The sequence below is a fragment of the Candidatus Binataceae bacterium genome (genome assembly GCA_036495685.1).
Classification (GTDB): Bacteria; Desulfobacterota; Binatia; order Binatales; family Binataceae; genus JAFAHS01.
In genome coordinates, this window is sequence record DASXMJ010000052.1 from 1 (window position 1) to 25156 (window position 25156).

The 25156-nt window shown below is 60.5% G+C and carries 21 protein-coding genes and 1 tRNA gene; 15 read left to right on the forward strand and 7 right to left on the reverse strand.

The features are described 5' to 3' along the window. Positions 1–197: 197 nt before the first annotated feature. The 3 genes from VGI36_05960 to VGI36_05970 all read left to right on the forward strand — a co-directional run bounded on the left by VGI36_05960 (position 198) and on the right by VGI36_05970 (position 1952). Complete coding sequence (locus VGI36_05960) at positions 198–656, forward strand: hypothetical protein (GenBank protein ID HEY2484672.1); 459 nt, start codon at positions 198–200, stop codon at positions 654–656. A gap of 79 nt (positions 657–735) precedes the next feature. Then, positions 736–1389, forward strand: a complete 654-nt coding sequence (locus tag VGI36_05965) for an alpha/beta hydrolase-fold protein (protein HEY2484673.1) — start codon at positions 736–738, stop codon at positions 1387–1389. Between the two features lie 335 nt (positions 1390–1724). Beyond that, on the forward strand, positions 1725–1952 hold the full coding sequence (locus VGI36_05970; GenBank protein HEY2484674.1) for a hypothetical protein: 228 nt from the start codon (positions 1725–1727) through the stop codon (positions 1950–1952). A 614-nt stretch (positions 1953–2566) separates the two neighbouring features. On the opposite strand, the gene VGI36_05975 is transcribed toward VGI36_05970, so the two are convergent. The 6 genes from VGI36_05975 to VGI36_06000 form a co-directional block, all read right to left on the reverse strand. After that, a tRNA-Arg gene (locus tag VGI36_05975) sits at positions 2567–2638 on the reverse strand. Between the two features lie 26 nt (positions 2639–2664). Next, positions 2665–4038 carry an acyltransferase gene (locus VGI36_05980; GenBank protein HEY2484675.1) on the reverse strand — a complete coding sequence of 458 codons (1374 nt, stop codon included), beginning with the start codon at positions 4036–4038 and terminating at the stop codon, positions 2665–2667. 443 nt (positions 4039–4481) lie between these two features. Continuing rightward, a complete protein-coding gene (locus tag VGI36_05985; GenBank protein ID HEY2484676.1) occupies positions 4482–5786 on the reverse strand; it encodes a hypothetical protein in 1305 nt (434 codons plus the stop codon). Positions 5787–5838: 52 nt separating this feature from the next. Further along, positions 5839–6672 carry an inositol monophosphatase family protein gene (locus tag VGI36_05990; protein HEY2484677.1) on the reverse strand — a complete coding sequence of 278 codons (834 nt, stop codon included), beginning with the start codon at positions 6670–6672 and terminating at the stop codon, positions 5839–5841. Between the two features lie 99 nt (positions 6673–6771). Continuing rightward, positions 6772–7950 (reverse strand): acyl-CoA dehydrogenase family protein, encoded by a 1179-nt coding sequence (locus VGI36_05995; GenBank protein ID HEY2484678.1) that lies wholly within the window; start codon positions 7948–7950, stop codon positions 6772–6774. A gap of 99 nt (positions 7951–8049) precedes the next feature. Further along, complete coding sequence (locus VGI36_06000) at positions 8050–9417, reverse strand: AarF/UbiB family protein (protein HEY2484679.1); 1368 nt, start codon at positions 9415–9417, stop codon at positions 8050–8052. Positions 9418–9957: 540 nt separating this feature from the next. Here VGI36_06000 and VGI36_06005 point away from each other — a divergent pair. From VGI36_06005 to VGI36_06060, 12 genes are all read left to right on the forward strand, one after another. Continuing rightward, entirely contained in the window at positions 9958–11208 is a 1251-nt protein-coding gene (locus VGI36_06005; GenBank protein ID HEY2484680.1) for an MFS transporter, read from the forward strand. A 195-nt stretch (positions 11209–11403) separates the two neighbouring features. Continuing rightward, positions 11404–12612 (forward strand): alanine transaminase, encoded by a 1209-nt coding sequence (alaC, locus tag VGI36_06010; protein ID HEY2484681.1) that lies wholly within the window; start codon positions 11404–11406, stop codon positions 12610–12612. Positions 12613–12648: 36 nt separating this feature from the next. Then, positions 12649–13956, forward strand: a complete 1308-nt coding sequence (locus VGI36_06015; GenBank protein ID HEY2484682.1) for a homoserine dehydrogenase — start codon at positions 12649–12651, stop codon at positions 13954–13956. A gap of 5 nt (positions 13957–13961) precedes the next feature. Then, positions 13962–15059 (forward strand): threonine synthase, encoded by a 1098-nt coding sequence (thrC, locus tag VGI36_06020; protein ID HEY2484683.1) that lies wholly within the window; start codon positions 13962–13964, stop codon positions 15057–15059. Between the two features lie 9 nt (positions 15060–15068). Next, complete coding sequence (locus VGI36_06025; GenBank protein ID HEY2484684.1) at positions 15069–16301, forward strand: cofactor-independent phosphoglycerate mutase; 1233 nt, start codon at positions 15069–15071, stop codon at positions 16299–16301. Positions 16302–16314: 13 nt separating this feature from the next. Beyond that, positions 16315–17268 carry a class II fructose-bisphosphatase gene (gene glpX / locus VGI36_06030; protein HEY2484685.1) on the forward strand — a complete coding sequence of 318 codons (954 nt, stop codon included), beginning with the start codon at positions 16315–16317 and terminating at the stop codon, positions 17266–17268. An 8-nt stretch (positions 17269–17276) separates the two neighbouring features. Beyond that, complete coding sequence (locus VGI36_06035; GenBank protein HEY2484686.1) at positions 17277–17711, forward strand: hypothetical protein; 435 nt, start codon at positions 17277–17279, stop codon at positions 17709–17711. 6 nt (positions 17712–17717) lie between these two features. Next, complete coding sequence (locus VGI36_06040; GenBank protein HEY2484687.1) at positions 17718–18497, forward strand: enoyl-CoA hydratase-related protein; 780 nt, start codon at positions 17718–17720, stop codon at positions 18495–18497. Between the two features lie 125 nt (positions 18498–18622). Continuing rightward, entirely contained in the window at positions 18623–19771 is a 1149-nt protein-coding gene (locus tag VGI36_06045) for an acyl-CoA dehydrogenase family protein (GenBank protein ID HEY2484688.1), read from the forward strand. Positions 19772–19778: 7 nt separating this feature from the next. Further along, the gene (locus VGI36_06050) at positions 19779–21413 is read left to right on the forward strand and encodes a methylmalonyl-CoA mutase family protein (protein ID HEY2484689.1); all 1635 of its coding nucleotides are present in this window, start codon (positions 19779–19781) and stop codon (positions 21411–21413) included. Between the two features lie 5 nt (positions 21414–21418). After that, on the forward strand, positions 21419–21823 hold the full coding sequence (locus tag VGI36_06055; protein ID HEY2484690.1) for a cobalamin B12-binding domain-containing protein: 405 nt from the start codon (positions 21419–21421) through the stop codon (positions 21821–21823). A gap of 4 nt (positions 21824–21827) precedes the next feature. Next, on the forward strand, positions 21828–22985 hold the full coding sequence (locus VGI36_06060; GenBank protein ID HEY2484691.1) for an acyl-CoA dehydrogenase family protein: 1158 nt from the start codon (positions 21828–21830) through the stop codon (positions 22983–22985). Between the two features lie 186 nt (positions 22986–23171). Here VGI36_06060 and VGI36_06065 read toward each other — a convergent pair whose 3' ends face one another. Beyond that, positions 23172–24743 carry a hypothetical protein gene (locus VGI36_06065; GenBank protein HEY2484692.1) on the reverse strand — a complete coding sequence of 524 codons (1572 nt, stop codon included), beginning with the start codon at positions 24741–24743 and terminating at the stop codon, positions 23172–23174. Positions 24744–25156 lie beyond the last annotated feature (413 nt).

Genomic DNA, 25156 nt, shown 5'->3' on the forward strand with positions numbered 1-25156 from the left:
CCTGCCGAAGAACGTGGGAAGTGGAAGTCCGACGTACGCCGCAAATCGACATATAGCGAGCAGGAGAGCGAGACCTTCATTTCACGTTTCCGGCTGCGATCCCGAAACTCGCGCTGGCCACGGATAATGAGATCATTCGCGTTTGCGTCGAGAAGAAAAAACCCGACCTGCTGCCAGCCACCGGTCGAAGAGACTGGATGGCTGGCGTGTTTCAGCAACTATTAGGTGTTTACAGCGATAAAAAGAAGCTGTATACGAGCGATTACCCTGTATCGGCGGATAGATCCAACTTCGGATCCATCAAGCCAACCGGTTCCCCAGTGCTCAGCCGGGCCGTCACGCTGGTGACCGACGCCTCGGATGCGCATGCGGAGCTCAAGTTGCTTTCGACGCTCGCCAAAATGGTGGTCGACGGAGTCGTGAAATCCGGCCAGCACGTTTATTTAGGAGGTCTGAAAGCCGCCTGCAAGAAGTGCGACGCATGGATCGCGAAGTACTCGAACTGGCTTTACTACCACAGAACGATAACGCTGCACCTCCCCGCCAACGATCGGAGGCCCTCGGCGACCGCCGGTGTCTGGGAAAACCCGGTCGCGGCTGCCTCCGTTAAAGACGCTTCCGATGTTAAGGCCAATATCTCCACATTGTTCCAGTAAAGGAAGAACGAGTGCGCGCCCGCGCCAGCATAGGGGCGTCGCCGCGTGTGACTGACTAACTGACAAGGAGGCAGCGACAGTGTCGTCCATCGCAGGAGAGCTCGTCACCGAGACATTCGAGTACGACGGTGGCCGGCGGGTCAGGGTGTATGTCCCACCGGAGCCGCCCGAGGCGGTCGTGTTCGCCGGTGACGGTCAGTTGATCTCGCAGTGGGGCGGCGTCCTGGAGGCGGCCGATCTACTGCCCACGATGATTGTCGGCGTATACGGGCTGGCCGATGAAATGTTGCGACTCCATGAGTACTCAGCAGCTCTTGACCCAGAGCGGTTCGCGGCACACGAGAAGTTCTTCGTTGACGATGTCCGCGGATGGGTGCGGTCGCGTTTCGGCGTCGCGCTGCCGAACGAACGCACCGCGGTGTTCGGTGTCTCGGCGGGTGGGGAACTCGCGCTCGCCATTGGGCTGCGGCACCCGGACCTCTACGGTGCGATCTTCTGCGCCTCACCGGGCGGGGGTTACCGGCCGCCTGAGGTAATGCCGAGCTCGATTCCGCGCGCGTACCTCGTCGCTGGCACGCTGGAGCCGTTTTTCCTAGAGAACGCGACCCGGTGGGCGGTCGCGCTGCTCGATGCAGGTGCGGACGTCGTGATGAGCGAGCGGGTCGCGTCCCACGGCGACGCGTTTTGGGGAGAAGAGTTCCCGCTGATGGTGGCGTGGGCGTTTGGACGATGAACCGTCGCGATGTTGGTCGGCGGTTGCGCTCCCCCCGCCGATCATACGCAGCATGCTGGCCGGCGCGGTGCAATGCGCGCCGGCCTGGGATCCAAAACCTGACAGTTTTTCGGCCGCCCTCAGAGAGTGAAGGTCGGCCGAAAAAACTGGTATGAACCATGAGACCACAACCACAGACGACACGCCCCCGGAGGGGCGAATAACCGGCGGACTCTTCGACGCCTTCGGGCAGCTGAGCATCCTGCCTTCGAAGTTCGCGAAAGTCCGACTCGCCGATCTCACTCACCTAGAGATTAGGACGTTTCTTCGCGAACTAGATAGAAAAGAAAACGAGTGTGGGAAAGCCCCTTCAGGCAAACACTATCAACAAGATTCTCGCCCGCGTGCGCACCATGATAAACGACGCGTTCGAGGGCGGTGAGATTGCGAGTCCGCGCAATCCGATGGGCCTCGTAAAGAATCTGACCGTCCCCGAGCGGGAAACCCACTCGTTCGAGCCCAGCGAGCTACTTCGAATCTTCTCAGTATGTAAGGTCGGCAGCGTGCACTTTACATCTTGTTAGCTTTGACCGGACTTCGACCGGGCGAGGCGCTGGCACTGGTACCAGAACACCTCAATTTCACGGATGGCACCATTCTGGTACGTCAGCAGTTGGTGGAGAAAGGCGAGGTGTCAGTACGGCTAAAGACCAAGGCCTCGCGGCGCAGCGTCGAGATGTTCGAGCCGGTCAAGGTAGCGCTCTTCGAGGTGATGGCAGTCAATCACCTTCGAAGCCGTTTCATCTTCTGTGGACCTATGGGACGGCCGATGCTGGAGCGCAGCGTCGGCGATCACCCATGGCGGCGGGCAATAGCGCGAGCGGGTGTCGAGTACCGCGTGCTCTACAATCTGCGCCATACTTACACGACGCTGATGATTCGCAGGAAAACCGCTGCAGTGGATAGCGCACCAGCTCGGCCACGTTGGCCTCAAGAAAATCGACGAGGTCTACGGACGCTGGACGCGCAGTCCAGAGGAAGAGCCGCTCGACCTCGACTCATTCTTCCTCCAGATCGTACGACTGCCGAATGCGGCACAACGGCTACAGAGTCTGCCAAACCCCAGCCAAACCGCGGTTGCGGCGATCGCTAGTGCTGCGAGAAGTCTTGCACTTAGAAGGGTTTTTTCCGATGAGAGTGCCCCGGCCGGGAATCGAACCCGGACTTGAGGTTCCGGAGACCTCCGTGATGTCCTTTTCACTACCGGGGCAGAGTTTGGCGGACCTCATCAATATATCAGGGTTTGGAGCCGGACAAGCACGCCTGCGCCGGATGAGGATGAGATACGGTACCGCCCCCGCTCGCGTTAGCAGAGGAGGGGCGCATCGCAAGAAAGCGCCGTTCGACGTAACGGAAGTGCAAACCGGCGACGATCGAGGTCGCGACTAGGACGATTGCTGACACGATCGCGAATCGCATCACGGTTGGATTCATTGCGGGCGATGGCAGAACCACCAGTTGTATTGATCTCATCCGCGCAAGCGAATCCGGAGTGATTAGATGCAGCGCAAGCCATGCGATCGGCGCATGGAACAGATAAACGCCATACGAAATGCGCCCCAGTCCCGTAAGCGGTCGCCACGACAGCACGCGTGCCGCAATCGATGAAGGCTGGATGAAAACCGCACTTATCAAGGCCGCGGTAGCGCAAGCTTCCAGTGTGTAGCCAAAGGTTGCGCTGCGCCACGAAGCGCTCGAGGGTGTGCCGCCAGTCACAAAGGCGACGCAAAGGCTGGTAAGAACTACGAGTGTTTCCGGTAGCCAGCGCGATTCGCGCATCCGCCTCCACACCAATCGCGCCCGCCGATGCCTCAGCGATAAGGCCGCCGCGCAGCCGAGCAGAATCACACCGATGCGAGTATCAGTGGCGAAATAGATCCAGACCGAAGAGTCTGCTGTAGGTGCGGTCAGATGGCCCCAGTTGAGCCACGAATACAACCCGATTCGATATGCGGTCAAAGTCAAAATCGCGATCAGGCAGAACGGTAAGGCCCGCTTTACTCCCAGCCATCGCAGCACCGTCGGCCAGAAGAGATAGAATTGTTCTTCGACACACAGCGACCAGAGCACGACGATAACATCGAAATGTGTTCCGCCGACGGCGATCTGATAATTGTAGGTGTAGGTCAGCAAGGCGGGCAGAATTCGCGGAATTGCTTTAACCTGGGGTTGGTTGAACACCACAGCTCCCACCAGCACCGCAGTCAGCATCGAGAGATATGCCGGACCTAAGCGTAAGAAACGTCGGCTGTAAAATCGCTTCAGGTTGATGGTGCCGGTGGCGGCGATTTCGCTCTGGAGAATCCAGGTGATCAGAAAGCCGCTGAGCACAAAAAAGAGATCGACGCCGTACCATCCGCGGGTGAGTTCAGACAGAAGTGGTCCATTTGGCAACACGCTGGCGCCGACATGGAGCAGCAGCACCGGCAGTATCGCGACGCCACGTAGCCCATCAAAGGCAGGAACGTAGGCATGGCGATTCTCGTGCGACATGAGGCAATCCAATCCAATCGCTCGTGACAAAATCCTGGGGTGCGGGTGGAGGAGGAAGCCGCCGAAGTGATCGTAACGCCGCAACTGATACGGTGTACATTTTTTTTTGCAACTCACTAGGGAGCTGCTCTGCGATTGTCAATGCATTCGCAGAAATAGCGAGATGAAGCCGCCCAGGACTTCAACATTGCTAAATTTAGAAGAGAATCCCCGTTTTAGTCGTCCTTGTGACAAGCGAACGCCTCAGAAAAGGGCGACGTTAGCGTGGTGCAACTACGAAGTAGCTGGGTAAGTCTGTCTTGCGTCTTACCAATCGCAAAGAAAATTGGTTTTTAGAGTGGTCAAAGATCGAAAAGGAATCTCTGACCGAAGTAGGCACGTCTTCAACCGGTTGTCTTGCCCGCTCTCAGAGTTACTTGACCCTTTTTGCGTTCGAGTGCCAATTCGCAATGAGGGCTTCATTCGAAATCGCTATCAGCCACAGTGAGTGCGAAATGATGGCGCGCCGTCAGCTCCGGTTAGAGAGTTCAGAGAATGTCGGACCCACTCTGAAGATCAGATCAGATGAGATTCTTGCTTCTAAGCTGCCGCACTTGTGCTCTGACCCCGGCGAGACCTTGGCGCGCATAGACGAACATCAAGCGCTCCGCACTGAAATAGCTTAATACGGGGTTCCTGAACTTGTTGTTGAATCGCGCTCGATCACGGGGATCGATGCCGAATTCGGGCGCGAGCTTTTCTAGGATCACGCCGAGATCGAATGCCGCCGGAACCGCGAGGTAATAGTTGCCGTCGGAGAGATTGTTGATCGTGAATTCCGGCAGGAACGCCGTCGGCGAGGTCGGTGCCGCTTGTAGGTCGAAGGTTCCGGTGGCACCGAGCGCGGGCAGCCGAAGTCTGCGCAAGGCGTCTCTCGACAAGTAGCCTTTCGCTACCGGATCAATTCTCGCGATAATCGCTGCTGCGCGAATCCAGTTCACCACCTTATATTCATTCCCCAAGGTCGGCGCTGCGTGCGCGCTCGCTTGGGTAATGACCAGCTCCGGCCCCAGACCGCGTTTCATTGATTCCGCTAGGCCAAGAATATGATGGGCGGGGGTTCGCGAATCTCCTTTGGCTCCGTAGTTGTCACTGGCGCCGTTGCCACCGAAGTTTAGTTCTTGGAACTCCGTCCCATCCGCATTCCATTGAAAGACCATGACCTTGCCCCAATCGTGCCAGATGGGCGCCGCGACTATCAGGTCCTGATTCATCGCGAGATCATCGCCGTATCGGACGAAGGCCGCGTCGCCCGACACATCGATGGTGGGCAACCCGCCGGTTCCGAGATGCCCGTACGCCATGCGATAGTCAGCCGCCAGGCTGAGCGAGCTGATGTCGTTGAATGCCTCGTGCATCGCCAGGCCGCCCGGATACGAATGATGGCCCTCGAAGACGCTGCCGGGCGCCGAATCGAACCGCTGTGGCAGATGCGGACAGGCGGTGCCATCGTCGCGGACCGGAGGGAATATTCCCGCCTCCAAACCGCCGGGGAATTCGCGCCCGTCTGCGGGATTGAGCAGGCCGGCATCCGTGAGCGCCTTGACAATCGCGGCCTTGTCCTTGCCGGTGAGATTGGCACGATGCGCAATGCAGGTGTCGGGATTGGTGAAGGCATCGAGCGTTTCACGTTTCAATTTTGGGTCGCCAACATGCTCGGCCGCCTGCTTGAGAAAACCCATCGCGGAGTTTATCAGCGGCGATTTTTCGGCGATTGCGAGCGCACCATCATTTCCAGCGCCCATGGCGGTCTGGTCTGCGCCCGAGGCGAGGGCGGACATGAACAACAACGCTGCGGCCGTCAGCCCGAGGTTTCGATTCACCATGTGGCTCCTGTCGCGGTAGAGCTTGGACTGAGAGTGAGGGCGGCGCCGCGGGTTACGCCGCGGCGTGGGATTCGCGGAGCATTTCGGCGTGACGACGCTCCGCCTCGGGGCGGGTTTCCTCAAGGACGGCGATCATCTGCGCGTGCACGCGGCCATTGGTCGCCACCACCTTGCCGGCATGAATATCGAGTGAGGAACCATCCATGTTGGTCACGCGACCGCCTGCTTCCTCCACGATCAGCGCGCCGGCGGCAACATCCCAGGCCTTTAGGCCGAATTCCCAGAAGCCGTCGGTGCGGCTGCATGCCACGTACGCAAGGTCGAGCGCGGCCGCTCCGGTCCGGCGCACGCCCTGGCAGCGCATCATGAATGCCTCCCAGAAGCACAAATAGTAGCGTCGCCGCTCGCGGCGGTCGTAGGGAAACCCGGTCGCGAGCAGCGAGGCGCTCAGCGAGTCGGTAGTGCTCACATGGATAGGCTTGCTGTTCAGCCTCGCGCCACGTCCCAGTCTGGCGGTGAACGATTCCTTTTTCAGCGCATCGTAGATCACTCCGAACTGAGTGTGCCCCCGATGCTGATATGCAATGGAAACGCAGAACTGCGGAAACCCGTGCGCGAAATTGGTCGTGCCATCCAACGGATCGATGATCCATTGATGGTCCGACTTGTGGATGCTGGCACCGCTCTCCTCCGCGAGGACGGCGTGGGTGGGAAACGCCCGATGGATAACCTCGATGATGGCGGCTTCCGATTCGCGGTCAGCCTCGGTCACCAGATCGATCGAGTTGGACTTGCGTACGATGTTGATTCGGCTCAACCGCTTGAGATGAATTCTGCCAGCCGCGCGGGCCGCACGCAGCGCGACATTTTCGATTTCGTCGGGCACGGTCCTACGACGATAGGACAGCTGCGCTATTTATTGAAAGCGCGCGGTGCTCATCAATCGACAGATCGGCGCTGCGCAAATTTGTTCGCTGCGCAAGGTCTACCAGCGCGGCGTTTCACCCAGGCCGATCTCCAGCGCTGCTTTGCCGATCAATTCGCGGGCCCGCGCGTTGGACAAGGGATGGTTCACCCCCGCGCGCACGTCGCGGAAATAACGTTCCATCGGAAATTTCTTCAATATGCCGTGCGCCCCCACGGCCTCCATGCAACAGTCGACCGCGCGAATCGCGTTGTTGGTGGCGACGTATTTTGCCATCACCAATCGCGCCAGCCCTGCTTCGCCCTTGAACGATCCCGTTTGTGACAGGTAATCGCGCGCAACGCTCGTGTACAGGGCTCGCGATTGCGCGATCAAGGTATCCGCTTCCGCCACGGCAAACTGTATGCCGGGCAGGTACTTGATGGGACGCGGCAAGGTCAGCGGCTGGTACCGTCCGGCGAATTCCCTGGTGAATTTGAGCGCAGCGATCGCAACTCCGGTATAGACCGCGGCGACCGAGAGGCTGAACCAGGCGAACAGCGAGATGGCCTGGCCATCTATGGGACCGACCGGCCGCGACTGTGACACGGCTATCGCGGGAACCCGTACATCTTTGATGACCAGGTCGTGACTCGCCGTCGCGCGCATGCCCATCGCGTCCCAGGTTTCGACGAGTTGGAGGCCCGGAACGGCCCGCGGTATGAGAAAGGTAGCAGACGCCGGCGGCGAGCTGTCCTCGATAGTGGCCATCACCATGAACAGATCGATGACCGGAGAAAGACTGGTGAAAGTTTTGCGCCCGTTCAGGACGTAAAACTCGCCATCACGGTGAGCCGTGGTGGCAAAAAACCCCCAATCTCCGCCGGTTTCCGGTTCGCTGATTCCGCCCCCCAGGATTTGTTTGCCGCGTCCTATCGCATTGAGGAATAGCGACTCCTGTGGCCCCCCGGTCAGACGCTCCACCATGCTGCCCAACCCGAACAGATGCATATTGATCGCGAGCGCGGTGGCGGCGCAGCCCTGCGCGAGCTGCTCCTGGCAAAGCACATAGTCCTCGAGGTCGGCGCCGAGGCCGCCGTGCTTCTCCGGAAGGACGAGCGCCGTGTAACCGCACTCTTTCATCCGGACGACGTTCTCTAGTGGAAAAGAGTTGTCTCGGTCGTGCTCGCCCGCTCGGGTCGCGAAGTCGGCCGCGAGTTCCGCAGCGAGACTGATCAATCTATGACGCTTTTCGGACATTCCTGCTCCGCAGCTGGTCGAATGCTCTACGCCGTTGGGGCTTCTTTTGCGAGACAGGATGCCACGACTCGCCGGAGCGAAGGAAGCAACTCTGGCGCGCTAGCTTGCGGTCGCTGCCCCGGAAGTGAGCATCAGGCGCTGCGCGTAGGGCATGAGGGTGGCGAAGAGGTTCACCTGCGAATCGAGTGTTTTCCCGAGCCCGCTCAGAAGACCCATTACACGATTGACCAGCAGCACGTCGCCGGGGACCTCCACGATCGGATTGGCGCGTAGGGTCTTCGGGAACTCGTCGGAGAATTGCTCCACGAGCTCCTTGTCTGCATAGGCTTTGTTTTGGCGCAGGGTCTGCCCAAGGAACAGGTCCGCCAATGCGAGCAAGGTCTCGGGCGAGCCATCTTTGGTTCGAAATCCGAGTTCACGGAAGGCCCGGATGATCGCCTCGCGGTCCGAAGTCAAAATCGCGAAGGTGAGACGTACGATCCCCTCGCGAACGTTGCTCGGGAAATCCTTGGCCAGTCCGAAGTCGAGGAAAACTAGCTTGGGCCCGGCCTGCACGAGGATATTGCCCGGGTGGGGATCTGCATGAAAGAAGCCATCGCGAAGAATCATGTCGCAGAAACGATCGATAAGCTTCTGTGCGACCGCGCGCTTGTCGATGCCGGCGCGTTCGAGGGCCGCGATGTCGGTGATCTTGACGCCGTCAACCAGCTCCATCGTAAGCACCCGGCGGGTGGTGAAATCGCAGTAGATCTCCGGGACGACCACGTCATCGCAGGATGCGAAATTGCGCTTGATGGTGATAGCGTTTTCGCCTTCGTGCTCGAAATCGAGCTCCATCGGGATGTACTTCATCACTTCGCGTGCCACCACCTGGAAATCGAAGTCGCGTTCAAGCCACGCCAGCATCCTGAGCACGAACATCATGTTGCGCAGATCGGCGCGCACGATGCCTTCGATCCCGGGATACTGAACCTTGACGGCACAGCGGCGTCCGTCGGGCAAGCGGGCCGCATGAACCTGCGCGAGCGAGGCGGAGGCAATTGGGGTTTGATCAAATTCCGCGAATACCGACTCCAGTGGTCGCTTGAGTTCGGTTTCGATTTGCCGGCGAATGATTTTAAAGGACCGGGGCGGCACTCGATCGTGCAGTCCCGACAGGGTCGAGACCCACTCGTCAGGGAGTATGTCCGCGCGTGTGGCGATGAACTGCGAAGCCTTGATGAGTAGGCCTTCCAAGCGCACCGCGGTCGCGTACATTGCCCGCGCCGAGCGCAAATCCTGCCGGCGAAACAGCGCGTCGCGGTTGCCTCTGGAAATGTATCGGGTCCAAAGCTGGACGGATTTGTAGCCCACGTACACGTAGGCTGCGAGCCACGCGATATTCGCGAAGCGCCAGGCGCGGGTGGAGAGACCCGGTTCCGACGCGTCAGGGGAGAACTGGGGCAGGGCTTTTTCAGCGGACCGCATGTATCGATTCAGAAGCCGTACCGATACTCGGATTGTAGACGATACGAGAACAGCTGAGAATCCAGGATCTCCGCCAATCGCCGTTTCGATCTCAAATCGAAGACTCTGACGGCGGTGGATTCGGATCTTCGTGAGGTGAGTCGTCTGCTGTCCGCAAGTCACCGCTGGTTGCGGCGCAGGGCCGGGTCGCTCGCGTATACATGAGGATAAGGTCTCGCCCGGGCATCCGGGCGGGCAGTCCTCTGCCCTGCAATGGAAGTAAATTCGCTCTCCTACTTTGGAAAAAGATCCCACACCTACGATCGAGCGAGTTCCGTGGGAAACGGATTAGCTCAGCTTGACCCGACGCGCCGGCGCCGCTAATCTCCAGCCATGCCAGATTTCGTAGCCGCCATAACGGGGCCTAATCGCGAATTCCCATGAGTTGAACGACTCCGAAATCCGGCCTCGGAAAAAGCCCTGGGCGCTTCGGAGCCCCGGGGCTTTTTCTTTTGTGTGCGCCGCTGACGCCATGTGGGCGTCGCGAAGAGTGTGGATGCGATGGAAGCGGTTCTCAAAGAAGCTTCGACTATAAAAGGAATAATCCGCCGGTACTATGCGGTCTGGCTCATGTATTCGTTTGCCGGCGGATTCTTGTTTGGCGTCTACCCGATTTTTCTCAAGTCGCGCGGCCTGACCCAATTTCAAATCAACTCGGTGCTGGCGACCTATTTCGTCGTTCTGTTTTTCACTGACGTGCCGACGGGCGCTTTTGCAGATGCACTCGGAAGGCGGCGCTCGTTCGTGGTGGGAACGCTGCTGCGCGTGTCGGCGTTCATCGTTTATTTCTTTGCGCATCATTACTACGTGTTCCTCATCGCGGAGAGCATCGACGGTATCGGTACCACCTTCTGCAACGGCGCAATCGATGCGTGGGGCATCGATGCACTTGATGAGGCAGGCTATGAAGAACTCAAGGACCGCCTGTTCTCGCGAATTTCGCAGATTTCCAACGCTGCCTTCATGGGCTCCGCCATGCTTGGTGCGTACGCCGCCGATATCGATATCGCGTGGCCGTGGTTGCTAGGCGCCGCCGGGTTTTCGCTTTCGTGTGTGGTCGGTGCGACTCTAATGAGGGGCGAGAAGCTGCGGAGTGCTCACCTCGAGCTGCGCGCGATTCCGCTGCACGTCGCGCAACAGGTGCGCAGCGGAATTCAGCTGGGACTGGGTGCCGAGACCGTATTGAAGCTAAGTCTCGCCGGTGCGATCACCTTCGCGGCGTGGGCACCTTACTGGCTCGAATGGCCGATCATGTTCAACGAGCGCTTCAGTGTCGGAGTCTGGATCATCGGATGGATCTACTCCGGACTAACGATCGCGCGCATGATCGGCGCCGAAGTAATGATTCGAATCGGCTGCGATGAGTACGGACGGGCCGCACGCGTAAGCCTGCTGCTGATCGTTGCAAGCGTGATGCTCTTCGCGGCGGGCGTGTTTGGCCATCTCCCGGTTCTGTCCCTTGCGATGCTATTTGCGATGAACCTGGCGACGGGCGCGATGGTGCCACTCTTGCAGAGCTGGTTTAACGAACAGATCGAATCGAGTCAGCGTGCAACCTTGCTCTCGTTCAGCAGCACCTTTCAGACGCTCGGCGGGTCGCTGGGACTGCTGGTGGGCGGCGTCATTGCCGACTCGTCGGGAATTCCATTCGCATGGCAGATCGCGGGGATGATTTCCCTGCTCGCGGCGCCGATCTATTGGTCGTTACGGCCACGCGCGGTGGTTGAGGTCGGCGCCGTGACCCTCGACTGACGGAGGCTTGCTTAAAAGAACCGCACGCCGCCGCGACAGCGACCGGGCTCCCTCTGTCGCCCTTTGCCGTTGAAGGGTGGTCAATGGTGAAGGCGGGAGGCTGCAAACATCTGACTAGCTATCAAGCCAATCGTCCGTTAGACATAATGGCTTACGCGGCGCGTAGCGGCGCCCTGCAGGCGGATGCCAACAAAGATGGATTTCCCCAGGATCAAGCGGCTCCCTCCCTATGTCTTCAACGCGATCGGCGAGTTGTGCCTCAAAGCCCGTCGTGCCGGCGAAGACATCATCGACTTCGGCATGGGAAATCCCGATGAGGCCACGCCTCCGCATATCGTTGCCAAACTGGTCGAGGCTGCCACCAAAGCGCCCAACCATCGCTATTCGGTTTCCCGCGGTGTGTATAAGCTGCGCCTGGCGATCACCGACTGGTACCAGCGCCGCTACGGGGTCAAACTGGACCCCGACTCCGAGGCGATCGTAACTATCGGTTCTAAAGAGGGTATCGCGCATCTTGCGCTCGCGATCCTCGATCAAGGGGATGTAGTGCTAGCCCCCACGCCCACCTATCCGATTCACCAATACGGTTGCATCATCGCGGGTGCCCAGGTCCAGGGCGTGCCCCTGCGTTCCAGCGGCGAGGAATTCTACGACGAGCTGACCGCGCTGGTGAGGCGGACATGGCCGCGCCCCAAGCTCCTGGTTATGAACTTTCCGCATAACCCGACCACCACAACCGTCGATCTCCGCTTCATGAAGCGGGTCGCCGACTTCGCGCGCGAAAATGAGATCATGATCGCGCACGACCTGGCGTACGCGGATCTGTGTTTCGATGGCTACCGAGCGCCTTCGTTCATGCAGGTAGAGGGCGCAAAAGATATCGGGGTGGAATTTTTCACCCTTTCCAAGAGCTACAACATGCCGGGTTGGCGAGTCGGCTTCGCGGTCGGAAACCGGGAGATGATTGGCGCGCTGGCGCGGCTCAAGTCCTACTTCGACTACGGGATCTTTGCGCCCGTGCAGGTCGCGGCAATCGCGGCGCTGAACGGTCCGCAGGATTGCGTTGCCGAGATCATTCAGACCTACCGGAGCCGGCGCGACACCCTGGTAAACGGACTGAATCGCTCGGGATGGCCGGTGGAGAAGCCCAAGGCCACGATGTTCGTGTGGGCTCCAATCCCCGAGCAGTTTCACGCGATGGGCTCGATGGAATTCGCCAAGTACCTAATCGCCGAGGCGAAAGTAGCCGTGTCGCCAGGGGTTGGTTTCGGTGCCGACGGAGACGGCTTCGTGCGCTTCGCCCTTATCGAAAACGAGCATCGTACGCGCCAGGCGCTCCGCGGCATCCGCCGCGCCTTGTCCCGCCTCGAGCCGCGCTTGCCGCGCCGGGCCGCGGCTTCCTGACGCGCAAACTCCAGAGTGGGGCGGCGGGGTGATACCTTGAAACCGGTACGGATTGCCCTGCTCGGCTGTGGCACCGTGGGCGGCGGAGTGGTCAAACTGCTGCGCCGCAACGCGGGAGTCTACGCGCGCAAGTTGGGACGACCGCTCGAACTGGCCGCGATCGCGGATCGCAGTCTTCAGCCGGACCGTGCTCTCGGCATAACCTCAAACCTGATTACCCGCGACAGTGCCGCGCTGGTCGGACGGCCGGATATCGACATCGTGGTCGAACTGTTCGGCGGGCATCAGCCGGCGCGATCCCTCATCTTGAAAGCCCTGGCGACCGGCAAAGACGTCGTCACCGGCAACAAGGCGCTTCTCGCCGAGTACGGCGGCGAGATCTTCCAAGCCGCTGCGCGGCACGCGCGCGCAATCGGTTTTGAAGCGAGCGTTGGCGGTGGCATTCCGATAATTCGCACGCTCCGGCAGGCGCTCGCGGGCGACCGCCAGCGCGCCGTGTACGGAATCGTGAACGGGACCTGCAACTCGATTCTGACCACCATGAGCGAGCACGCGGTCGAGTTCCAGGCTGCGCTGGCCGCCGCGCAGAAGAGCGGAATCGCTGAGCCCGATCCTACTCTCGACATCGAGGGTCATGATGCGGCCCACAAGCTCTGCCTGTTGGTCACGCTGGCGTTTGGGGGCCTGCTGACTCCACGGCAGGTTCACACAGAGGGAATCACCCGTATCACTCCGGATGACATCACTTATGCGCGCCAGCTCGGCTACTCGATCAAGTTGCTGGCGATTGCCAAAGAGGATGGAGGAGCGATCGAGGCGCGGGTGCATCCCACGATGATCTCCGCGGATCATCTGCTTGCCGGAGTCGGGGGCGCGTTCAACGCCATCTATATCCACGGCGAGGCGCTCGGTTCGACGATGTATTGGGGTCTAGGCGCCGGGCAAATGCCCACTGCAACCGCGGTGATGGCGGACATACTCGAAATCGCGCGCGATCGAATTGCCGGTGCCACCGCTCGCTCACATGCGCTCGGACTCCCGATGGAGCACGTGCGGCGTGCCCATGTTAAGCCGATGGACGACGTGGTATGCGAGTACTACCTGCGATTCATGGCGCGCGATAAGCCGGGTGTGCTGGGCGCAATCGCGTCGATACTGGGGCGCAACGGCATCTCGATCGCGTCGGTAATCCAGATGGACCGGGGAGCGGAAAAGACGGTGCCCGTCATCATGCGCACGCACGAGACCCCCGAGCGCAACCTCAAGCGAGCGCTCCGTCACATTCACCGTCTGAAGATGGTTGGCGCTAATCCAGCGTTCATTCGAATCGAGGAGAATCTGTAGGCCGTATGCCGGACGCCAATCAGCATGGAGCAGGACGGCCCACTCGATGGCCCGGCCTCATCGAGCACTATCGCCGCTTTCTGCCGATCGACGAGCAGACCCCGGTGGTCACGCTGAATGAAGGAAACACCCCGCTCGTCGAGGCTCCGCACATCGCGGAGCGGCTCGGGGCGGAAATAAAGGTTTACTTGAAGTGCGAGGGGGCCAACCCGACCGGTTCTTTCAAGGATCGGGGGATGACGTTGGCCATTTCAAAGGCGTCAGGCCAAGGAACGCGCGCCGTCATCTGCGCCTCTACCGGCAACACGGCGGCCTCGGCCGCCGCCTATGCGGCTCGGGCCGGACTTAAAGCGTTTGTTTTGATTCCCAAAGGATCGGTCGCGCTCGGCAAACTCTCGCAATCGGTCATGCACGGCGCTCGGGTTCTCGAGGTTGTGGGAAATTTCGACATTTGCTTGAAAGTGGTGCGCGACCTCGCCGAGCGCGACCCGGTGAGAATCCGGTTGGTTAACAGCGTCAATCCCGATCGAATCGCGGGGCAGAAAACCGCGGCGTTTGAAATTTGTGATCAACTCGGCGACGCGCCGTCGCATCACTTCCTGCCCGTGGGCAATGCCGGGAATATCACCGCATACTGGGCCGGGTACCAGGAATACCAGGCGGTCGGACTGGCGACCCGAGTACCCAAGATGATGGGTTACCAGGCCGCCGAATCCGCGCCGATCGTTCTGGGGCACCCGATTGACGATCCGCATACCGTCGCGACCGCCATCAAAATCGGCAACCCGGCGAGCTGGAAGGGTGCGGAGCGCGCGCGCGACGAGTCCGGCGGTACCATCGACATGGTGACGGATGCGGAAATTCTGGCCGCCTATCGGATGCTCGCCCTGGGCGGAGTATTCGCGGAGCCAGCCTCCGCGGCCTCTGTCGCGGGACTCATGAAGTTTGGCGCGGCCGGCGGAATTCGCCCGGGCTCGACCTGCGTTTGCACCCTTACGGGTCACGGACTTAAGGATCCCGACACCGCCCTCAAGAACCTGAGCAATACGATCGTCGTCGAACCGGATATCGCCAAGGTGTTGAAGATTCTCGACAACGACTGAGCAACCAGCATGAAGTACGTCCTCATTCACGGCGATGGGATGGCCGATTGGCCTTGCGAGGAGTTGGGTGGAAAGACCCCGCTCGAAGCCGCCCACAAACCCAACATGGACCAGATCGCCACGCGCGGGGCGCTGGGTCTGGTGGCAACCATACCGGAAGGCATGCCTTCCGGCAGTGACGTCGGGACAATGACCATGATGGGTTACGATCCCCGGCGCTATCACACCGGACGTGCACCGATCGAAGCGGCGAGCCAGGGAATCGAGCTAGGCCCGGCCGATGTGGTCTTCCGAATGAATTTGGTGTCGCTGAAGCCAGCGCCGGCCGGCGGGCGCCAGGTGATGAATGACTTCACCGCAGGTCACATCACCAGCGAGGAGGCCGCGCAAATCGTGACCGATCTTAGTCGCGAACTGGCAGGGGACGGAATCGAGTTTTTCAACGGGGTCAGCTACCGGCACCTGATGGTCTGGCGCGAGGGAAGCGCCAAGATGAATCTCACGCCACCACACGATATAACCGGCAAGGAAATCGACGCGCACTTGCCGAAAGGCGAGGGGGCGCAGCAGTTGATCGATCTGATGCGGCGCGCGTCCGCCCTGCTCACCGATCATCCGGTGAATCGCCAACGGGGTGAACGCAACCTGCCGGAAGCCAATTCGGTTTGGTTTTGGGGGCAGGGGACGCGTCCCGCGGTGCCGAGCCTAAAGACGCGCTTTGGCTTGGAAGGCTCGGTCATCTCGGCAGTCGACCTGGTAAACGGCATCGGCCGTCTCGCAGGCCTGCAGCTGATTAAAGTACCGGGGGCCACGGGGTTCCTTGACACCGACTATGCGGCCAAGGGTCGCTATGGCCTGGAATCCTTACGCACCCGTGACTTTCTGCTCCTCCACATCGAAGCGCCCGACGAAGCGGGGCACATGGGTCGCGCCGATCTAAAGACCGAGGCGATCGAAAGAATCGACGAGTTGATCGTCGGTCCGATGATTGAAGGGCTCGCCGGTCTGGGTGACTTTGCGATTCTTCTCATGCCCGACCACGCCACCCCGTCGAAGCTCAAGACGCACTCGCCCGAGCCGGTGCCATTTGCGCTGATGACCGCTGCGGATCTTGCGCGCCCGGATCGACCGCAGCGCCGCTATACTGAAGCTGAAGGTGCAAGGACCGGGCTTAGGGTCGATGAGGGCTGCACGCTGATTGGCGCGCTCTTCGGACGCGATCAGCTCGCCCATCGAAATTGAAACGGAGAAGGGGATGGAGCGAAATCTCGCGCTTGAGGTAGTACGGGCGACCGAAGCCGCGGCGCTCGCTGCCGCGCGGTTCATCGGCAAAGGCGACGAGCGGATGGCCGATCGGGCGGCCTGCGAGGCGATGCGCAAGACCCTCAACTCGATTGCGATGGACGGCAAAATCGTTATCGGCGAGGGCAAGGAAGACGAAGCCGAGTCTCTCTACGAAGGTGAGATAGTTGGCAATGGCGCGGGCACCGAAGTCGATGTCGCGCTGGATGCGCTCGAAGGTTCGCTGATCTGCGCCACCGGTGGTCCCAACGCACTATCCTGCGTCGCACTGTCTGAGCGGGGCAAGATAATCCGCTGCCCCGATACCTACATGGACAAGATCGCAGTGGGACCCGCCGGCCGCGGGGTAATCGATCTGGACCGCTCTCCCAGCGACAACCTGAAGGCACTAGCTGAAGCGAAGAAGGTTTACGTCGAAGACCTGCGCATCGCGATTCTCGACCGCCCACGCCATGAGAAGTTAATCAATGAAGTCCGCAAGGCCGGTGCCGGCATCAAGCTGCTCTCCGCCGGCGACCTTTCCGCGGCGATTGCCACCACGCGGGTCGAAAGTGAAATCGATATGCTGATCGGCATCGGCGGCGCGCATCAGGGCGTGCTCGCCGCCGCCGCGATCCGCTCGGTCGGCGGGGAGATGCAGTGCCGGTTCATGCCGCGTAACCCTCAGGAAGCCGAAGCGTGTCTGGTCGCGGGAGTTCTGGATCTGCAGCGACGTTATACGCTGGAAGAGCTGGCCGGCGACAACGTGATGTTCGCCGCAACCGGTGTGACGACCGGTGACTATCTGCGCGGGGTGAGATTCTTCTCAGGCGGAGCTTTGACCAACAGCGTGGTAATGCGCTCGAAAACCAGAACCGCACGCTTCATAGAAGCGGTCCATCATTTCGATTTCAAACCGGAATATTGATGGAGCCGGTGATCACCAGGAACGGGCAAGTCGCGCTGTCCCTGATATTTGCCGCGGCGTTGGGCGGATGCGCCCCGGCGGGGTCCCAAACCAGCACCGCGGCGCTCGACGCGATCGGGTGCCAATTCGAGGCGAAAAAAGTCTGCGAGCAGGCGCTGCTCCATCCGATCAATTTCTCTTCCGGCATCACTACCGGCAACCAGTCCTACTTTCAGCAGAACGCTCCTGCCACCGTTTGGGGACAGGTCCCCATCAAAGCGCCGGGCGGCTCGGAAGTCGACGTTCAGTGCCAGGTCAATACCCAGAACCGGACGGTGGTCTACGCTTATGCCGCGCCGAGCGGCACCGTATCGGACAGCGACCGTGAGTGGCTGAAAAATGTAGGATGGTGTCGCGGCGTGCCCGCCACCATGACTGCGCCGCCGGTGCGCTCGGAGGAGTAAAAATTGATGGAACTGAAGAACCTAATTTTCGAGCAGGCGCCCATCTCCATCGCGACCATAAATCGTCCCACCGCGCTGAATGCGCTCAACCGCGAAGTACTCGAGGACCTCACCCGGGTCATTCGCGAGGTGCGCCATGACGCTTCGGTCCGGGTACTGATACTGACCGGCGCGGGCGACCGGGCCTTCGTGGCAGGCGCGGATATCGCGGCGATGGCGGAGATGTCGACTGCGGAGGGCTTGGACTTCTCACATCTCGGACATCGGGTACTCGCGAGCCTCGAAGACCTGCCGATTCCCGTGATTGCCGCGGTGAACGGTTTCGCGCTGGGGGGAGGCACCGAGTTGGCACTGGCGTGCGACTTGGTGATTGCGAGCGAGAAGGCGCGTTTCGGCCAGCCGGAAATCAATCTTGGCCTGATTCCGGGCTTTGGAGGGACCCAGCGTTTGGCCCATCGCATCGGGCAGGCCAAAGCGCGTGAACTGATCCTGACCGGAGACATGATCGACGCGAAGACCGCGCTCGCCCTGGGCCTGGCCAACCAGGTGGTTGCTCCAGAAGAGTTGATGAACGCCGCTCGCGCGATGGCCGGAAAACTGACGAGCAAATCCGCCTTCGCGCTGCGCCAGGCGAAAGCCGCCCTGCGTGCATCGTTCACCATGAACGAAGATGCCGGCCTCAGGTTCGAGCAGGAAGCGTTCGCGGTGACGTTTTCCAGTGCCGACCGCGTCGAGGGTACCAAGGCGTTTGTCGAGAAGCGCCCGCCGGCGTGGCGTCACAAGTGAGGGGCGCGCTAAAGCACGCGCTTCGCGTGGCCTGCGGATTTCTGAGCGAAGGTTCAGACCATCCGTTCCACTCTCTGCGGGACGTTCTATCGACCACCAGCCCGTGGTGAGCTAAAACAAAATCAATGGAGCTGGAACTCACTTCCGCCCAGCGTGCGGCGCGCGACACTGCGCGGCGCTTCGCCACGGAAAAGCTCGAGCGCATCGGCGTCGAGGCCGATCGCACCCATCGGTACCCCAAGGAAGGCATCGACGAACTCGGCCGCTTGGGTATGCTGGGCACCTTCGTTCCCGAAGAATACGGGGGCGCCGGCCTCGACCAGGTTGCGTACGCGCTGGTGATCGAGGAGCTCGCCGTCGCGTGCGCAGCTACCGCGGTCATCGTCTCCGCCCATTGCTCGCTCGCGTCTTGGCCGATCCTGGGACTGGGCACGGACGCGCAGAAAAAACATTTCCTGCCCCGAATGGCATCCGGCGAATGGCTCGGATGCTTTGCGCTTACCGAGCCGCAGGCCGGATCGGATGCTGCCGGACAGAAAACCCGCGCGGTGCGCGACGGTGACACCTACGTCATCAACGGAACCAAGAACTTCATCACCAACTCGCCCCAGTCGAAGGTCGCAATCATTTTTGCGATGACCCAGCCCGAGCGGGGTCATCACGGAATTAGTGCCTTTGCCGTCGAAACCGATTCTCCCGGATGGCAGGTGGTGCGGATCGAAGACAAGATGGGCATCCACGGCGCACATTCAGCGCAATTGAGTTTCACCGATCTGCGTGTGCCGCGGAATAATCTGCTACTGGGCGAGGGCGACGGCTTCAAGGTCGCGATGAAGACGCTCGACGGCGGCCGGATCGGAATCGCATCGCAAGCGGTGGGGATCGCTCGCGCGTCGCTGGAAGCCTCGCTCAAGTACGCGCAACAGCGCCAGACGTTTGGCCAGCCGATTGCCCAGTACCAGGCTATTCAATGGAAGCTTGCGGACATGGCGGTTGATGTCGATGCGGCGCGCCTCCTGACGCTGCGCGCGGCCGCGCGCAAGGATGCCGGCCAGCCGTGCACCAAGGAATCGGCCATGGCGAAGTTGTTTGCCGCGGAGGCAGCAATGAAAGCTGCTACCGAGGCCGTTCAGATTCATGGTGGCTATGGCTACACCCGCGAATTCAAGGTCGAGCGCTATTTCCGCGATGCCAAAATAACCGAAATCTACGAAGGTACTTCAGAGATCCAGCGCCTGGTCATTGCCGGACAGGTGCTCGAACGACAGCAATGAGGATCCCGTGAGCTCAAAACGCGAATGGCTGGAGACCACCTATAAGCAGGCTTCGGAGCGGCCGGTCCGCTTTTCCACCATTTCCGACATGGAACTGGCTGCCCTTTATACCCCGGACGATGCGCAAGGTGGCTACGACGAAACCCTGGCCAATCCCGGTGAATACCCCTACACGCGCGGGGTCTATGGCTCCATGTACCGCGGACGGCTCTGGACCATGCGCCAGTTCGCCGGGTTCGGGCTCGCCGAGGATACCAACGCGCGGTTCCACTACCTACTGTCGCAGGGTCAGGATGGTCTCTCCACCGCATTCGATATGCCGACCCTGATGGGATACGACGCCGATCACGAACGCGCACAGGGTGAGGTCGGCCGCGAGGGAGTTTCGGTCAGCTCGCTCCAGGACATGGTCCGCCTGTTCGATAAGATTCCGCTCGATCGGGTAACCACCTCGATGACCGTGAACTGCTCGGCCTCGGTGTTACTCGCGATGTATCTGATTGTCGCGGAACGGCAGGGCATTCCATGGGATCGGGTCGGCGGTACCATCCAGAACGACATGCTCAAGGAATTCATCGCGCAGAAAGAATGGATCTGTCCGCCCCGACCGTCGCTGCGCATCGTGACCGACATGATTGAGTTCTGCGCGCGCAAAGCCCCGCGCTGGCACGCCGTGTCGATTTCCGGCTACCACATCCGCGAGGCCGGCTCGACTGCGGTTCAGGAACTGGCGTTCACCATCGCCGACGGTCTCTGCTACGTCGAGGAAGCGGTGCGGCGCGGACTGGCGGTCGACGACTTCGCGCCGCGGCTGTCGTTTTTCTGGAACATCCACAACGACTTCCTCGAAGAAGTCGCCAAGCTTCGAGCGGCGCGCCGGATGTGGGCGCGCATAATGAAGGAGCGCTTCGGCGCGAAGAATCCGCGTTCGATGATGTTGCGGACCCACGCGCAGACCGCCGGCGCATCGCTTACCGCGCAGCAGCCGGTCAACAACGTGGTCCGCGTGGCGCTTCAGGCAATGGCTGGAGTGCTGGGAGGTGTACAGTCACTCCACACCAACTCGATGGACGAGACGCTGGCACTGCCTACTGAGCAGGCCGTCACCGTCGCCCTGCGTACCCAGCAAATCATCGCCGAGGAAACCGGTATCACCAACACCATCGATCCTTTCGGTGGCAGCTACGCGATCGAGGCATTGACCGATCGCATCGAGCACGATGCGATGGAATACATCCGGCGGCTCGACGAAATGGGCGGGATGGTGCAGGCGATCGAGACCGGTTATCCGCAGCGCGAGATTGCCGAAGCCGCGTTTCATTACCAGCGGCAGTTGGAGAAGGGGATCAAGACCATCGTCGGGGTCAACAAGTACTCGGTACCCGAGGAACTTCCGATCGACACTCTCAAGATTGATCCGGCTATCGAGGAGCGGCAGGTGCAGCGCGTGCGCAAGATGAAACGCGAGCGCAATTCGCTCGCCGTGCGCGAAGCGTTGGCGCGGGTCTCCGAAGCCTGTCGCTCGAACGAAAACCTGATGGAGCCGATACTCGAGGCCGTCCGCCGCGAGGTCACGGTCGGTGAGATCAGCGAAGTCTTTCGCACCGAGTTCGGCGTGTATCGCGACCCAGGCTGGATTTGACGACCATGGCAGACAAAAGACTCAGAATCCTGGTAGCAAAGCCCGGGCTCGATGGGCACGACCGGGGCGCAAAAATCATCGCGCGGGCGCTGCGCGATGGCGGGTTCGAAGTCGTCTACACTGGACTGCATCAGACTCCGGAGATGATCGCCGAGGCTGCCGTGCAGGAAGACGTCGACGCTGTCGGCCTGTCGATACTCTCGGGCGCACATATGACCCTCTTTCCGGAGGTCATCAAGCTGCTCAAACAGCGGGGCGCTGGCGACGTGGCGGTGTTTGGTGGCGGCATTATTCCAGATGACGATGCGACCAGGTTGAGGGAACTTGGCGTGCGGGAGATATTCACCCCCGGCGCGTCGACCGAAGACATCGTCAAGTGGGTGCACGAGAACGTCCAGGCGCGCCAGTAGCTTTATGAACTTCGATCTGACCGAAGAGCAGCAGCGGATCCGCGATACGTTGGCCGGGTTCGCCGAGCGCGAAATCAAGCCCTTCGCGGCGAAATGGGACAAGGAAGAGACCTTTCCCCGCCACGTGATTGAAAAACTGGGAGAGCTGGGCTTCTTGGGGGTCGCCTTCCCGGAGAAATGGGGCGGGGGTGGCGCCGACACATTGTCGCAGGTGCTGGTGGTGGAGGGGCTCTCGCGCTACGACGCGTCGATCGGGCTTACCTGTGCGGCCCACATGTCGCTGTCGACCGGGCACATCGCGATGTTCGCCGCCGATGAGCATCGCGATCGCTACGTGCCGGAAATGTTGAGCGCGAAAAAGCTCGGCGCCTGGTGCTTGACCGAGCCGAGCTCCGGTTCGGATGCGGCTGCGATGAAAACTCGCGCGGTCCGGGTTGGGGACAATTTCCAGATCACCGGCTCCAAGATGTTCATAACCAACGGTACGGTTGGCGATGTCTACGTCGTGATGGCGGTCACCGACGCTAACCGGGGGCGCGACGGAGTGTCGGCATTTATAGTCGAACGAGGCACCGCGGGGCTCGCCAATGGCAAGAGGATTGAGAAGCTCGGGTTGCACGCTTCCGATACGGCTGAAGTTGTTTTCGACAACGTTACCGTGCCGGCACGAAATCTGATCGGGGACCTTGGCGCCGGCTATCGCCAGACGCTGAAGGTGCTGGAAGGCGGGCGCATCGGGATCGCCGGGTTTGCCGCTGGAATCGCGCGCGGTGCATTTGAGGAAGCACGCTCTTACGCGCTGGAACGCAATCAGTTCAAAAGGCCGATCGCAGAGTTTCAGGCAATCCAGTGGATGTTCGCCGACATGGCTACGCGAATCGAAGCCTCTTGGGTGTTAATTTGCCGCGCTGCTGCGTTGAAGGATGCCGGCCGACCGTTTGCGCGCGAAGCCGCGATGGCCAAGCTGTTCGCTTCCGAGACCGCGATGTGGACGACCATCAAGGCGGTACAGATTCACGGTGGCTACGGCTACGTCACCGACTTTCCGGTCGAACGCTACATGCGCGATGCCAAGCTCACCGAGATAGGCGAGGGAACCAGCGAAGTGCAGCGAATGATCATCGCGAAGTCGCTATTGCGCGAGGGATACTTGCCCGCTTAGCGCTCAATTTCCCCTTCGCTTAGGGAGCGCCCCGGCTTTGGCGGTGGCGATACGAGATCACAGTTGTTCCGAGTCGGTAGGAAACGACCGGTTCCGGCCCGCAGCCGATCCCGGATGGGCTGTCGGTCATCAAAGCTCTCCCTCGATCCGCGACTATTTTGCCGAAGCGAACCTAAACCTTTAGCTTTACATCGCCCCACCCAATCCGGATGATTCAAGGCGTGCGAATTTTTGCAGCGAAGATTGATCCGGAAGGTCAAGCTTAAGGCGCAGTTCCCGAAGCGAAGCCTTCAGCGCCGACGCGCTGGCGTCCAGCCGCTCGCTCATCTCCTTAGTACTGGCGCCTTTGCGTAACAGCATCAGTAACTCGGCCTGTCGCGCGCTGAGCCGGTAGCGGCTGCTTAGCCGCTGCCGTAACAAAGTTTCAGTTTCTCCGAGCTCAATCAGAACCGTGAAGTGCCCGTTGTTTTCGCCCGAATCGCTGAGGAAGCCCCGCAGGCGGAGGATGGCGCCGGAGCGATGTGCATACATCCTTACCACCGGTTGGTCGGCGCCGATGGAAAGCTCGTCTCGACTTCCAAAAATCGCCCGAAGCTCGCGCGCTATATGGCTCAACGCTTCCGCGAACCCGCGGTTGGCAGAAATCCCTGCTCCCCGGTTGTCGTAGATCGCAAATTGTCGGAACAGTGCCTTCGCCGCTCCGTTGAGCGACAACACTTTCCCTCTCCAATTCATTACTACAACGCCGGTGGGAACGTCGCGGAACGGCGCAAATGCATCGCCATCCGATAAATATGGAGCAACCACACTGGCTGTGCCGATCCCCTGCGCTACGTCGGGGGCGACCGCCTGAAGAAAGTCAATGTCGTCCCGGCCAAAGGGCTTCATCTTTTCGCTGCGAAAAATGGGGTAGTAACCCAGGAACCCTCCGTGCTGGTCGCGCAATAATGTTAACAGGCCATGGTGCATTCCCATCGAGCGAAAAAATTCGTTGTAGCCTTCCGAGCGATAGTAGTTGGGGCGCACAATCTCGTCGTGGCGCAGCACGGTCCGCGGGTTTTCCGGCAATAGTGAAGGTGGACGAAAGCCGCTGATTTCTGGGCTGGCGTCGAGCAGATACCTTTGCATGTGGTTAAACCAGCGCTCGAAATTGAAGTCGCGGACAATCCAGCGCGGGCCCTGGCCGGAATAGGCCACAAGGCCGGGACTGGCTTCGTCGTACGGTACCGCGTCGCGAACAATATCAAACAGGGTATACACGAAGGGCTGGAGTGGCAGCCCGGAACTAGCCAGTCGTTTTATCCGCGCCCTCGCCTGACGCTTGTGCTCGAAGTCATTCAGGGAAGGCTGGGGAATGGCCAATTCCTTGTGCCCAGCGATCGTGTCTTCAGAAAATCGACGGCTTCGCGCAACACCAGCGGGAGGAGAGGGTCTGGTCGCGCCGAGCCTGGTCAACAGTCGTCGGCAGTGACGCTGGCTGAAGGCTATCCCGAGGTTGCCCCGAAGATGCTTGGTCAGCAGGGCCGCGGTCCAGTACGGCTGTGTCAATCCCCGAACAATTGGCGGGCGTCTGACCGCAGCGGCCACGAGCTTCCACTGTTCGTCGGTCAGTTTGGACGTTTGGTAGTTGTGCGCGCGAACCCCCAACGCACTGCCACCAAAAGTGCGCGCGCGCTTGGCCCATCGCTGGACAGTACGCAGAGAAGCCTTCGCTTGGTGCTCGATCTGGCGTACATCGGTACGCTGAAGAAGCAGCACGACTGCTTCAAGCTTCCTTCTGAAGGCCGCGTCTAGCGGTTGTGCGCACAGACCCTGAAGTTCAAACGCCAGGTGTTCGTCGGAGGAAAGCCCGCGAGCACCACTCTGTGGTCTTGCGGCAGGATGGTCGCCGACGCCGTGACATCTGGAAGTCCGCGACACTTTCGTGTCCTCCCTGCTAAGGCTATTTCATACGCCGCACATTCTCGCTAATGCAACACCGACTGGGACCTGCGCCTAGGATTCAATGGCTGCGAAGCATCGGTCTGATTAAACATTCAAGCGCACGATGGAGACAATAAGTGAACAATTGCAATCCGCCAAGGCGAGCTCCCTCGTAGTTGAGGATAGGCTATTTTGCTCGAGACCTTGCCGTGGCCAACTTACCGATTCCAACCCGGACGCGCGATGTA